At 60.7% G+C, this 13,103-nt stretch carries 9 protein-coding genes; all 9 read left to right on the forward strand.

Annotation, left to right across the window (positions count from 1 at the left end; genetic code table 11):
- Positions 1 to 14: 14 nt before the first annotated feature.
- From tssC to tssM, 9 genes are read left to right on the forward strand one after another with little or no spacing between them, the layout of a single operon-like run.
- On the forward strand, positions 15 to 1,409 hold the full coding sequence (gene tssC, locus AB4Z23_RS19060; RefSeq protein WP_065661993.1) for a type VI secretion system contractile sheath large subunit: 1,395 nt from the start codon (positions 15 to 17) through the stop codon (positions 1,407 to 1,409).
- Positions 1,406 to 2,227, forward strand: a complete 822-nt coding sequence (locus tag AB4Z23_RS19065; protein WP_441360603.1) for a type VI secretion system accessory protein TagJ — start codon at positions 1,406 to 1,408, stop codon at positions 2,225 to 2,227. Before tssC ends, AB4Z23_RS19065 begins: the two co-directional genes overlap by 4 nt.
- Positions 2,220 to 2,729, forward strand: coding sequence for a type VI secretion system baseplate subunit TssE (tssE, locus tag AB4Z23_RS19070; protein WP_013760992.1), 510 nt, complete (start codon positions 2,220 to 2,222; stop codon positions 2,727 to 2,729). Before AB4Z23_RS19065 ends, tssE begins: the two co-directional genes overlap by 8 nt.
- Complete coding sequence (gene tssF / locus AB4Z23_RS19075; RefSeq protein ID WP_174051229.1) at positions 2,722 to 4,503, forward strand: type VI secretion system baseplate subunit TssF; 1,782 nt, start codon at positions 2,722 to 2,724, stop codon at positions 4,501 to 4,503. Before tssE ends, tssF begins: the two co-directional genes overlap by 8 nt.
- Positions 4,504 to 4,512: 9 nt before the next feature.
- Positions 4,513 to 5,517, forward strand: a complete 1,005-nt coding sequence (gene tssG, locus AB4Z23_RS19080; RefSeq protein ID WP_441360604.1) for a type VI secretion system baseplate subunit TssG — start codon at positions 4,513 to 4,515, stop codon at positions 5,515 to 5,517.
- 6 nt (positions 5,518 to 5,523) lie between these two features.
- Positions 5,524 to 6,729 carry a type VI secretion system-associated FHA domain protein gene (locus AB4Z23_RS19085; RefSeq protein WP_194842995.1) on the forward strand — a complete coding sequence of 402 codons (1,206 nt, stop codon included), beginning with the start codon at positions 5,524 to 5,526 and terminating at the stop codon, positions 6,727 to 6,729.
- On the forward strand, positions 6,719 to 8,059 hold the full coding sequence (tssK, locus tag AB4Z23_RS19090; protein ID WP_013760996.1) for a type VI secretion system baseplate subunit TssK: 1,341 nt from the start codon (positions 6,719 to 6,721) through the stop codon (positions 8,057 to 8,059). Before AB4Z23_RS19085 ends, tssK begins: the two co-directional genes overlap by 11 nt.
- A complete protein-coding gene (tssL, locus tag AB4Z23_RS19095; protein ID WP_441360605.1) occupies positions 8,056 to 9,567 on the forward strand; it encodes a type VI secretion system protein TssL, long form in 1,512 nt (503 codons plus the stop codon). The genes tssK and tssL overlap by 4 nt, the downstream gene beginning before the upstream one ends.
- On the forward strand, positions 9,564 to 13,043 hold the full coding sequence (tssM, locus tag AB4Z23_RS19100; protein ID WP_441360606.1) for a type VI secretion system membrane subunit TssM: 3,480 nt from the start codon (positions 9,564 to 9,566) through the stop codon (positions 13,041 to 13,043). The genes tssL and tssM overlap by 4 nt, the downstream gene beginning before the upstream one ends.
- The last annotated feature ends 60 nt before the right edge of the window (positions 13,044 to 13,103 follow it).

The raw sequence follows: 13,103 nt of genomic DNA on the forward strand, positions 1-13,103 counted from the left end.
TCCGGAGCACACTCATGGCGCATCAGTCCTTCACGGACGCCCGTATTTTCGCCGACCAGCTCATCGCCCTCATCGACGATGCGCTGACCGGCCAGGTGAACGCTATTCTCCACCATCCCGATTTTCAGGCGATGGAGGCGAGATGGCGCGGGCTTGCCATGGTCGTGCGCGAGGCGGGCCGCAGCACCGACGTGAAGGTGAAACTGCTGAACGCCAGCTGGCGCGACCTTGCCCGCAACACAGAACGCGCCACCGACTTCGACCAGAGCCATCTTTTCGAGGTCGTCTATAACCGCGAATTTGGCATGCCGGGCGGCGAACCGGTAGGCCTTCTGATCGGTGACTACGCCTTTTCCCCTGATGATCTTGATGGTGCCGATTCCATCACAACGCTGTCACAGATCGGCATGGTGGCTGCGGCCGCCTTCTGCCCTTTCGTAGCGGCGGCTTCGCCCTCCACCGTTGGGCTGCAGGACTTTTCGGAGCTCAGCCGGGTCCATGACTTTTCCTGGCTGAAACAGGAGAAATCGCGGCTGCGGTGGAATGCGCTTCGCGCACGCGACGATTCACGCTTCGTAGGCCTTGTCGCACCGCGCGTTTTGCTACGTTCCCCCTACAGGCCCTATGCGCGCGGGCGGGATGACGGATTTCCATTCCGCGAGCATGTGGCGGAAAGCGGCGAGACCCTGCTGTGGGGCAACGCCGCCTTTGCCTTCGCAACGGTTGTGGTGCGCAATTTCGTCGATTCCGGCTGGTTTGCGGATCTGCGCGGTGTGACACAGGACGCCGTGGATGGCGGCATGCTCTCTGCCCGACAATTGCCACCGCTTGATCTCGGCATCGAGAGCAACGGCCTGTCCGCCCAGCCGCCCGTGGAAGTGCAACTGACGACTGGGCAGGAACAGCAATTTTCCGATCTGGGCATCGTACCCGTCTCCACAACCTATCTTTCCGGCATGGCGATCTTCAACGCCAACCAATCCCTGCATGCACCCGGCCATTACTCCACCGAAGCGGCGAGGCAGAACGCCCGCCTCGCTGCCATGCTGCAATATGTTCTGTGTGCCTCCCGGTTCTCGCATTACCTCAAGGTCATCATGCGCGATGACATCGGCCAGCTCAGCGATGCCACGACCATCGAGCGTAAACTGGAAAGCTGGCTTTCCTCCTATACGCTCGGCAACGACGATGCGGAGGCGGCGCTGCGCACGCGCTATCCGCTGCGCTCTGCAGGGATCAATGTCTTCGAGGTTCCCGGCAAGCCCGGAACATTCTCATGTACCGTCCGCCTTCAGCCGCATTTCCAGCTCGATGACGTCTCCACGAGCTTCCACCTCATTGCCGAAACCATGATGCCGGCCACCGCCGCATCCCGGCCTTCGGCCGAGCCGCAAAGGATATCCGCATGACGCTGCGCGACGAAATTTCCCGCCTCCTGGACGACAACCAGCTGCAAGACGCAATCGGGCTCGCGCGGGACCATGTGAAAACCAGGCCGACCGACAAGGATGGCCGCCATTTCTACATCGATCTGCTGGTCCTCGCCGGCGACTATGAAAAGGCCGATGCGCAATGCAATCTGGCCGCAACATTCTCACCGCAGGACAGCGTCGGTTTTTCCCTCTTCCGCCACCAGCTGCGCGCCATGGCCGCACGCAATGCGTGGTTTGAAAGCGGCGCCGTACCGGATTTCCCCGGCGGCCCCTCCGAACTTGACCAATTGGCCATCCGGGCGAACATTGCCGCGCGGAGCGGCGATGTCGAGGGCGCGAAAGACGCGTTGAATGAACTCGACGAAAAACGCGGCAATGTGCCAATCGGCCACGACGGCAAGAGCGCCGGCGACATCCGCGATCTGGACGATCGGGTTCCGCATGCGCTGGAAGTCCTGACCAACGGCGGACGTTATCTCTGGATCGATTACGGACGCATCGAGAGCCTCAGCATCGACCCCATGAGCCGCCCGCGCGACCTCGCCTTTCGCGTCGCCGAACTGACGTTGCGCGACGGGGCAGTCGCATCCGTGCTGCTTCCTGCGATCTATCACGGTGCGGGCGACGATGTCGGCCTCCTTCTCGGTCGAGAAACGCACTGGAGTGAGGGTGAACCACTGATAACGGGTCTCGGCCAACGCTGCCTGCTGATTGGCGACGATGTTGTGCCGTTCCACGAAATCGGCGCACTTTCCGCCCTGTCCGACGAAGAAAGGCAGATCGCCCGTGGTTGATCCGCTGGAGCAATATCGCGCACGGCAAAGGACGCTGTCGCGCTCGGTTCTGGACCGGCTGCTCGATGACGCGCCGGATGCGGAAACGGATATGCTCGTCAGCCTGAAGGATCAGGCCCGCGAGATGCGCGAGGTGATCCGCCGCGACCTCGAGGCATTGCTCAATACTCGCCGCAACCCGGCCGGCCCGCCGGCTGCGTTGAAGGAACTGTCCGATGCCCTCGTAAGCTACGGCGTGGACGGCATTCTTTCAGCCAATCTGGTGACGGATGCCTCCAAGGCGCGACTCGCTCGCAGCATCGAGCGGCGGATTTCCCTGTTCGAAACACGCCTTGCCGACGTGCATGTGACGATCCTGAAAAACCGCACGGATGGTGACCGGGCGCTTCGCATGCGCATACAGGCAAGCTTCCGCCTACAGGAAGGCATGCCGCCGATCAGCTTTGAATCCCGAATCGATCCTTCCACGCAGCAATTCCTGGTGGAGGCGACGAATGGCTGAAGGCTTCCTCGAAAAGTACAATGACGAGCTTTTTGCGCTGCGAAAGCGCGCATCTCGTTTCGCGGCGGCGTTTCCGAAGATCGCGGGCAGGCTGCGGATGACGGGCGACGTTGCCGACGATCCGCATGTCGAGCGTCTGATCCAGAGTTTCGCCTATTCCGCCGCCCGGGTGCGCCAGAAGCTGGATGACGAATTCCCCGAACTGTCGGACAGTCTGCTGGAAACGCTCTATCCGCATTATCTTGCCCCGATCCCTTCGATGAGCGTCGTGCAATTCGCTCCGAGCCCGGCGCTGGCAACCGTGCAGACGCTTCCCCGCCACAGCGAAATTCTCGCCGAACCGGTTGGCGGCGAAAGCTGCCGTTTCCGCACCACGCAGGACGTCGAGATCGTTCCACTGGAGATCGCAGCCGCCACGCTCACCGGTCAGCCGATCGACGCCCCTTTTTCGGCGTCCTTTGCCGGCACGGCCGCCTGTTTGAGGCTTTCGCTGCGCAGCACGGCCCCGCGCGGCGGTACTTTCCCGGAAATGGGACTGACGAAACTCCAGATTTTCCTGTCCGCCGCGTGGCAGCAGGCGACAGCGCTTTACGAGCTTTTGACCAACCATTGCGTCGGCATGGCGCTTGCGCGTCACGCCGAGGACAAGGAAGCCGTTTTCCTGCCCGCCGGAAATCTTACGCCGTCCGGGTACTCTCGCGATCAAGCCATGCTGCCATATCCAGCCAACAGTTTTGATGGATACCGGCTTCTCACCGAATTCTTCGCGCTGCCGCAGAAATTTCTATTTCTCGACATTGACGGGCTGCAGAAATGGGGCGGCGGCGACTGCGAGCTATACATCTATCTGGATGCGGCGGACACGCGGCTTGAGCGCATGGTGTCGGTCAGAGATTTTGTGTTGAACGCCTCACCGGTGATCAACCTGTTCAAACAAAGTTGCGAACCGCTCAGTCTTGATGGTACGCGGACGGAATACAGGTTGCTGCCGGATGCACGGCGGCAGCGGACGCGCGAGATCTATGCTGTTGAAAACGTTCAACTGACCAGCCGTTCCGGACAGACCGAGAAGACGTCTCCGTTTTTTGGTCGCACACAGCGCAATAATGGCGCAAACGTTTATTGGCAGATACAGCGCCGGTTCGATGATGACGGCTCTTCCGATACGGACATCGCCTTCGTGGATCAGAAGCGCGGCCCGCTTGGGCCGCTCGACATGGTGGCAAGCATCGATACACTTTGCCTCAACCGCGAACTGCCAAGCCAGCTTCCCTTTGGCGGCGGGCACCCATTCCTGCAGCTTTCTACCGGCAACGAGGCGGTGAAATCCATCCATGCACTGATGCCTCCGACGGAGGCGATCCGCGTCAACGAGCGTTCGGCACGCGAGTGGCGGCTGATCTCACATCTTCTCCTCAACCATCTCTCGCTCAGCGACAACGGCGGTGCACCGCTGAAGGACATTCTGTCACTGTATTCCTTCAGGGACAGCCCGGAAACCCGACAGATCGTGGAGGCGATCAGCCATGTCGAGGCGCAGAATTCTCATGCCCGGATTGGCTCGGCCATGGTACCGGGAACAGATATCACGGTGGAGTTTGACCCGGCACTGATCGCGCGACCTGCCGCATTTGTTTTCGCCGGCGTCCTCAACCATTTCTTCGGGCTCTACACCTCGATCAACAGTTTCACGCGACTGACGGCGACGATGCGAGGCCACTCCAAACCGATTGCCCGCTGGCCAGCCCGCGCGGCCGACCGGCCGCTGCTTTAGGAGACGGGTATGGAACAGCAGACGCCAACCATCAAAGACAGACAGGCGGCGCTTCTCAGCAACGATCCCGGCCGTTTTGACCCTGCAACCGCGTTTCGCGTCGCCCAGTTCGTTTCGGCGGATGACGGGATCGTCATCGGCGCCCATGGTGGAATACAGCCGACACCGCTTGCAGTCAGCGGTTTCAGCCGCAAGCGCGGTCATGCCGAACTGAAATCAGCTTTCGCGCCCATCGTCGGCCCGCTTGGTTCGCTACCGCCGGCATACGGCGAACTGCTGCAACGGGAAGAACGCAATCGTTCGGGCGCGCTGGCCAGCTTCTTCAACCTTTTTGCGGCAAGGTTCAGCGAGCTGTTTGTATCCGCGACGGAAAAATACCGTCTTGCAAGGGGTTTGCGCTGGTCGGCCGATCAGAGGGACAACGGTTTCCGCAAAACACTGCTCGCCCTCATCGGGTTCCGCACTGCCGGTCTGGTCGAGAAAGCAGGCGTGAGCGAAGACGCGCTCCTGCGTTTCAGCGGTCTTCTGGCCGGCCGCAACCGCAATGTTTCGGCCCTGACATCAATGCTTTGCGAATTCACGGGACGTCCGGTCCATATCGAACAGTTTCGCCGGCGTTGGGTGGCTTTACCGCTTCACGAACAAAGCCAGCTCGGGCAGGCATCAGGACTGAGGCTCGGACAGAACTCGACAGCGGGAAGCGCTGTCGAAGATATGAGCGGCGGCTTCCGGGTCGTGATCGGCCCTGTCGCCTATGCGGATTACCTTGCCCTCACGCCCGGTTCGAAACGGCTTGCGGAAATATTTTCTCTGACACGCCTGTTCGTCGGAAGCGCATTGCACTTCGATGTGCAGGTGATCCTGAAAAAGGAGGACATTCCCTTTTGCCGCCTCGGCCAGTCCGATGCTCCCGCCCGTCTCGGCTGGAACAGCTGGGCTCGCGTGGCACCCGCCCAACAAGACAGCGCTGACGCTGTGGTGACCGAGCGGGAAGGCTCGGCGATTTCCGCGTGAGGGGGCATGGATATGAAGCTTGCACTCAAGGACACACGCAATATCGGAGCAGCAAGAGCCAGTCAGTGGACCTTCGAGCGCGGCCGCCGCGTCATTGGCCGTTCGCGGGAATGCGACTGGCAGATCGACGACAATGAACGGCGCGTTTCCAAGCTGCACTGTACACTCAACCGCGATGGCGAAGGCTTCACGATAATGGACCAGAGCGCGAATGGCACGCTGGTCGATGGCCGCCTTCTGCTCGAAGGCGAAAGCGCACGTCTCCGCGACGGTTCGCAAATCAACATTGGCGGGCAGGTTTTTCAGGTCGCCATCAGCGGCGATGCCGAACTGGATTTTTCCGACCCCGACGCATCCCTGCGAATGAGCGACGAGCCGCTGACCATTTCGGCGATCCTTGCGGACATCGCCCCGAACGGCCGTTCGGCCGGCGGCATGATGGGCAACACTGCCTCTGTCGACGACTGGTCCGAAACATGGCGGGAGGGCGCCAAACGGAAGGCGAAATCCATTTCGCGAAATGTCGAGATCGGCTGGAGCGAACCGCCCGCGGCGCATGGAATAAGTGCCATTCTTCCTGATAACTGGGATGAGGAGCCGGTTGCAAGCAGCGAGCACGAACATACCGACGCGCTAAACACGCCCGTCATGATCTCTCGTCCCGTTTCGACCGCCCGCAGCGAAGATTTCGACAATGTTTTCCCGGAGACAGAAGAAAACTTACGAGTGGAAAACGCATCGGCTGCAGGCGTTTCTACCGCGCCGGAGATTGGTGATCTTCTAACCACGCTGGAGCAGGAAAGCGCCGATTGTCTAGCCGTTCTCGACCTCGAGAGCGAGCACGCTGGCCAAGGTTCGTCAGCCTCCCTGAGCGAGCGGATGGAAAGGCTCATCCGCCAGCAGCGGCAACTTGCCTACGCGCTCGAAACTTTGATCCATGGTTGCACGCAAAGGCTCGAGCCGAGGTTTATCGAGGCGTCTGTCGATGCCGGCAACGATTTCCGGGCAAAGATCGGCCGCCGGGACTGGCAGGGGCTGATCATCAAAACAGACTACTGGTCCGCCTACAAAAAGCAATTTGAAGAAAACGGCCGTCCATTGCCGGTCAGGCAGTTCCTGCAGCGCGCAGCGCGTGGTGAAGCCGCGCCGGTACGGCAGACTGACGCGGCCACAGCCGATGCCAAGGGGGTAAATGACCACGATGAGACATGAGAACCGTGTAGCCTGGAGCGAGGGCATGTTTCTTCGCGTCCAGCATTTTCAGCAGTCCGACCGTTGGACCGAACGCCTGGTGCGCAACACCACACGCAACCTTTCGCCCTATCCGTGGGGGATCGTTGAGATCGGGGTCGATCGCAGCGCCTTGTCGATAGGGCAATTCGCTCTGTCGAACCTGCGCGGCATCCTTCCCGACGGCACGCCCTTCGAGGCGCCTGAGGATTCCGACCTGCCGCCGCCGCTCGATCTCGACGAAAGCGTCAAAAATGCCATCATCTATCTCGCCCTGCCGGCCCGGCAGCCGGGTAAGGCCGACATGTCCGCCAGCGGCCACAACGACACCAACAATGTGCGTTTCACCGCATCCACCTATGAAGTCTCCGATACCAATATGGAGACGGATTTCGTGGCCCCGATTGATGTCGGCCGCCTGAGCCTGAAGTTCCTCAAGACCGGTGACGATCTTTCCGGTTATGAACTCATCGGGCTGGCGCGGGTAATCGAAGTCCGCTCCGACCGTGCGGTCATTCTCGATCCTGATTTCATCCCTCCAAGCCTCAGCTGCGCGGCAGCGCCCCGTCTCAACGAATTGCTGACTGAGCTTCTTGGGATCGTGCGCCACCGCGCCCAGGCGATCGCCGAACGCATCGGTGATCCGACGATCCGGGGGACGGCGGAAGTGGGCGATTATTTCCTGCTGCAGATCCTCAACCGGGCCGATCCGCTACTGGCGCATCGCTGTGCCAACGCTACGCGTTTTCATCCCATCCGCTTTTACGAAGACTGCATCCAGCTTGCCGGCGAGCTCGCCACCTTCACCACGGATAGAAAGCGGGCGACAGATTTCCCGCCCTATCGACACGACGATCTGAAAGCCACCTTCGGCGCTGTGTTTGATGATCTGCGTACCTCGCTGTCTGCGGTTCTGGAACAGGCGGCCGTCGCAATCGAACTGGTGGAACGCCGTCATGGCGTCCGCGTCGGCACTATCCACGACCGCACGCTTCTGCGCGACGCCGGCTTCGTGCTTGCCGTGCGGGCGGATATGGCTGCCGAGGATATTCGCCGCCGCCTGCCGGCACAGATCAAGGTCGGTCCGGTGGAACGGATTTCCGAACTGGTTAATGTGGCACTGCCGGGTATTCCCGTGCGGTCCCTGCCGGTTCTGCCGCGGCAACTACCCTATCGATCCGGCACCGTTTATTTCGAGATCGACACGCAGTCGCCGCTCTGGAAACAGCTCGATACTTCAGGGGCGATTGCCCTGCATCTGGCGGGAGAATTTCCCGGGCTTGAAATGGAAATGTGGGCATTACGCGAATGAGCACGGAAAACCCCTCTTCCTGGCAAGACTTGCCAACGGTGGTCGAGATCACCGAGGAAAGTCGCCGGCGCAACCAGAACGCCCGCAACATGGCGGCAATCCTGGAGGACATCGTCGAGACCGACGAGCCGGCAGGCCCCAGCAGGGCAAAGGCGACTGCCATGCCGGTCGAACAGCTGCTGACCGGTTTCCACTTCGGCGGCGAGGAGGTTCCGACACTTGTGCAATCGGCAGCTCCCCTTCTCAACCTCGCACATCTGCTGCGCTTCAGCGATGCCGAGCCGGATCCCGACCAGCTTCGCCGCGCCTGCGTTGAAGCAATTACACGCTATGAACGCGACCTCGCCTCCGCCCGCATTAGCCCCGAGCGGGCAAGGGCTGCGCATTATGTCGTCTGCGCGACGGTCGATGACGTCGTTCTCAGCAAGCCTTGGGGTGTGCGGGCAGGCTGGGCGCGCTCCGGGCTCGTTTCCACGTTCCACAATGACGTCACTGGGGGCGACAGGGTTTTCGACATTCTCGACCATTTCCACCAGTCGCCCGGCACCAACAAGGATCTGCTGCTTCTGATCTATCTGTGCTTGTCGCTGGCTTTCGAAGGACGAACCCGCGTTTCACCGAAAGGAGCGCTCGAGCTTTCACGCATCCGCGACAGCCTCTACAAAACGCTGATCGGCCAATATGGCGCCTTCGAACGGGAGCTTTCTCCGCATTGGAAAGGTGTCGATGCCCGACATACGCCATTGCGCGCGATGGCGGCGCTCTGGACCATGCTGTCGCTGATGGCGCTCGCCTTCGCGCTCGGTTATCTCTTCTTCACGCTGTCGCTCAACAGCGCATCCGATGTCACCTTCGAAAGACTTGCTCATCTGCCGCCGAACGAAACACCGAGCGTGTTGATCGCAAGCCCTCCTGCACCAACGCCGCCGCCAATTGAAGTGGAAACTCCCCGCGTCGTTGATCCACCCAAAATCGTGGAGCCGAGACAACCCTCCCGGCTTGAAAAGCTGATGGCCTTCCTGCAGCCAGAAGTCGACAGGAAGCTCGTGACCCTTGCGGATGTGAACGGGCGGCTGCGGGTTCGCATCAACAATTCGGGCCTTTTCACGACAGGCAGCGCCGATGTCAGCCCGCAGTTCCGCGATCTCATCCAGCGTATCGGCGGCGCGCTTGCGGCTGAGAAATTTCGTGCGGTGGTCATCGGTTATACCGACACCGTGCCGATCAAGACGGTGGAGTTTCCATCGAACTGGCACCTTTCCGAGGCGCGCGCCAAGGCCGTTGGAGACATTCTTTCCCAATTCACCGGCCCTGAAGCAATCCTGACCGAAGGCCGGGCCGACAGCGACCCGATCGCCGACAACAAGACGGAAGAAGGCCGTCAGATAAACCGCAGAACAGAAATCATGGTCCTGACCAATCCCGATGAAAAACTGAGCGATGCCGGCATTCTCTCGCCGCCCATACAGAACAGTCCGGGACAGCAGCCGGGAGAGACCCAGCCATGAATCCATTGAGCTATTTTTATACGATCCGCTCCTATGTCGAGAGCTATGCGGCCCTCGTCGGACGACGTTTCCTGTCGCTTTTATGGGTGATAGCGCTCTGCGTCGTCATCTGGTTCTACGGCTATCTGATTGCGCTCGGCGATTTCAAGCCGCTTGGAACGGTGCAGGCCCGGCTCATCGCCATCGGCATCATCGTCGCCATCTGGCTGGTCTACATCGTCGTCACGATCTACCGCGGACGCAAGCAGGACAAGGAACTCGTCGACAGTATCGAGCGCGAGGCGCTGGCCAATCGGCAGGCGGAAATCGGCGAAATCCAGACACGCCTGAAGGAAGCGCTCGCTCTCTTGCGACGCGTCACGAAAAAGCGCTTCGGTTATATTTACGACCTGCCCTGGTATGTGATCTTCGGCGCCCCCGGTTCCGGCAAGACGACGGCACTCACCAATTCCGGCCTGCAATTTCCGCTTGGCGATGCGCTCGGCGAAAATGCGGTGAAGGGCATTGGCGGAACGCGCAACTGCAACTGGTGGTTCGCCGATGAGGCGATCCTGATAGACACCGCCGGCCGCTATACCACGCAGGACGATCTCGACGGATCCTCAAAGGCCGGCTGGGAAGGTTTTCTCAGCCTCCTGAGGCGATATCGCCGTTCGCAGCCGATCAACGGCGCATTGGTTACCCTATCCATCCCCGATCTGCTCAACCGTGATCCCGAAGAACAGCGGCAGGAACTGCGCTCCATCCGTCAGCGGCTTTCGGAACTCGACGAATATCTGCGCGCTCGGGTCCCGGTCTATATCGTTCTGACGAAGGCCGATCTGCTGCATGGTTTCGTGGAGTTTTTCGACGGTTTCAACAAGACCGATCGCCAGCAGGTTTGGGGCACAACCTTCAAGCTGGATGAGAGCTACTCCGCCGAGAACCTGCCGCAGCGCCTGACGGAAGAATTCGAGCTGCTGCAGCAGCGGGTCGATGCCATGCTGATCGAACGCCTGCAGCAGGAACAGAATGCGGAGATACGCGGACGTATCTTCCGTTTTCCGGCCGAGCTGGCGCGTCTGAAGGACCGCCTGCATGAAGCGCTTGCCGAGCTTTGCGCAAGTTCGCCTCTCATTGAGCCCCCGCTTCTGCGCGGCGTTTATTTAGCGTCGGGAACGCAGCCGGAAACGGAAAGATCTCCCGCAGCCCCCAAAACCCGCCGGAGCTACTTCCTCTCGCGGCTGTTCAAGGATGTCATCTTTCCCGAAGCCGCATTGGTGATGCGCGACAAACGCCTTTCCGGGCGGCAATTGCTGGTGCGCCGCATTGCCTATGGCGCATCCGCCGCGGCGGTCGCCATTGTCTTCACTGGCTGGATTTTCACCTATTTCGCCAATACACAGGCGCTCGCCGAAGCGGATCGCAAACTTGGCGCTTATGAGCAGCTCGTTCAGGGAATTCCCGTACGAGACGTCGCAGATGCGGATTTCCTGCGCATCCTCCCCGCGCTCGACAATCTGCGCGATGCCAATTCCGGCTTTGCCCGCGAACGCATGTGGAATGTCAGCTTCGGTCTCGATCAGGAAGAAAAGATTGCCGGGCGCCAGCGTGATGCCTATCAGCGCGCGCTCAACGCCCTGCTGCTGCCGCGCATGATCGTGCAGCTGCAAAAGCAGCTTAAGGACGAGAAGGATGTCACCCGCACGTTCAATTCGCTGAAACTCTATGGAATGCTGGGCGGGATGGGTGCACTGGACCGCGATTTCCTGACCGTGCAGACGCATCAGATGTTCGCATCGCTTTACCCTGGTGATGGAAGGGCTGCGGTGCGAGAAGCGCTGGACCAGCACGCAAAGGCGCTGGCCAACGGCGTGCTTGCACCGATCGAGCTCGATGCGCGGCTCATCGCTACCGCCCGCGAAACGATCCGCGATCAAGCGATTAGCACACGCGCCTACGATATTCTCGCCGGTCTTCCGCAGGTGCGCGAATTGATGGAATGGACACCCGCGGCGGCTTTCGGTCCTCTGGGGGAGCGGGCTTTCGAGCGTCGCAGCAAAGCGCCTATGGCGGAGGGCATAGAGGGCCTCTTCACTGCGGATGGATATCACCGTGTCGTCATTCCGCAAGTCGCTCATGCCGCCCGCATCGCGCTTTCCGAAGGCTGGGTGCGCGGTTCTGATGATGCCATCAAGGGCGCGACCGTGGAGCAGGTGGCGCAGGCCGCGCTGCAAATCTATTTCGACCGGTTTGAGAAAAAATGGGCTGATATGCTGGCCGACCTTCGGGTCAAACCGTCCCAGACCCTCGGCGACGCAGTGGAAACCACTCGTCCGCTCGCCAATGAGCGCAATATAGTGATGGAGGCCGCCAGATCGATCACGGAGGCGACCGATCTCCGCCCCGGAGCAAACCCCGCCACCCTCGCCTCCACTGCGGGAGGCGACGCAACCACAGCCGTTATGGTGGCCTCGGTGAATGCGTCCGATCCCTATGCGAGACTGCGCGACATGCTGGCGACAAAAGGCGCAGCCACAACGGGCGAGCAGGCCAATGGCGACAAGACCGGTGGTTCGCCGTCGGAACAGTTGCTCGCGCATTTCAAGCTGCTGAACGAACAGCTTGCCCGCTCGGCAACAACCTCCGATGAAGTCGCCAAGGTGTTCGACGTGGACAGCCAGCTCACCAAGGCCAATCAGGACCTGCTGCAGCAGGCCCGCGAATTGCCGGCACCGCTCGACGTCTGGGTGGCAGGCGTGGCGGCGGATGTCGGCTCGCTCGCAGTGAAGTCCGCTCGCAGCCGCATCGCCGAACTCTGGACATCAGATTCAGCCTCCCTGTGCTCTTCGATCGTCACCGGTCGTTATCCCTTCGACCGGACCTCCGCGCGCGATGTCGCCATTGCGGATTTCACGCGTCTCTTCGGGCCGGCAGGGGTTTTCCAGACTTTCTTCAAACAGCGCATGGAACCGTTTGTCGACAAGACGACGACCCCATGGAGCTGGAAGGGTACCTTTGGCGCGGCCGGCCTTCCCAGCAGCGCCGTCGCCCAGTTCGAAAATGCCGACAAGATTTCGCGCGCCTTTTTCCCGAATGGTAGCGAGACGCCGGCGGTTTCGATCAATGTCAAACCCGTCTCCCTCACCAATGCCTCCAGCGCGGTGATGCTGGAGATCGAGGGCGAGCGGGTCGTTTATTATCATGGTCCGATCCAGGCGAAATCGATCACCTGGCCTTCGCGCGAAAACACGGCAAGCCTGTCACGCATCGCCTTCCAGCCCGGCGGCTGGCAGCAGGCCAAAACCGAAAATGGCGACTGGTCGCCCTTCCGCCTGTTCGACGGTGCCGATATCGAGAACCAGTCGGGTGATCTGCTGCGGGTGCGGTTTGAGAATGGCGGACAGGCTGCCGAATTCGATATTCAGTTCGGCTCGGTTCTCAATCCGTTCAAGCTGGATGCAATTGCCAGCTTCGCCTGCCCCGCGCAGTTCTAGGGACGGAACGGAATGGTGAGTTTCAAAGGAGGGGATTAGAATGAAGGCAGGCACGACACC

This window comes from Agrobacterium sp. MCAB5, from assembly GCF_052114365.1.
GTDB lineage: Bacteria > Pseudomonadota > Alphaproteobacteria > Rhizobiales > Rhizobiaceae > Agrobacterium > Agrobacterium tumefaciens.

Coding starts and splice junctions, on each gene's coding strand:
- tssC (WP_065661993.1), top strand. CDS start 15: ATGGCGCATCAGTCCTTCACGGACGCCCGTATTTTCGCCGACCAGCTC.
- AB4Z23_RS19065 (WP_441360603.1), top strand. CDS start 1,406: ATGACGCTGCGCGACGAAATTTCCCGCCTCCTGGACGACAACCAGCTG.
- tssF (WP_174051229.1), top strand. CDS start 2,722: ATGGCTGAAGGCTTCCTCGAAAAGTACAATGACGAGCTTTTTGCGCTG.
- tssG (WP_441360604.1), top strand. CDS start 4,513: ATGGAACAGCAGACGCCAACCATCAAAGACAGACAGGCGGCGCTTCTC.
- AB4Z23_RS19085 (WP_194842995.1), top strand. CDS start 5,524: ATGGATATGAAGCTTGCACTCAAGGACACACGCAATATCGGAGCAGCA.
- tssK (WP_013760996.1), top strand. CDS start 6,719: ATGAGACATGAGAACCGTGTAGCCTGGAGCGAGGGCATGTTTCTTCGC.
- tssL (WP_441360605.1), top strand. CDS start 8,056: ATGAGCACGGAAAACCCCTCTTCCTGGCAAGACTTGCCAACGGTGGTC.
- tssM (WP_441360606.1), top strand. CDS start 9,564: ATGAATCCATTGAGCTATTTTTATACGATCCGCTCCTATGTCGAGAGC.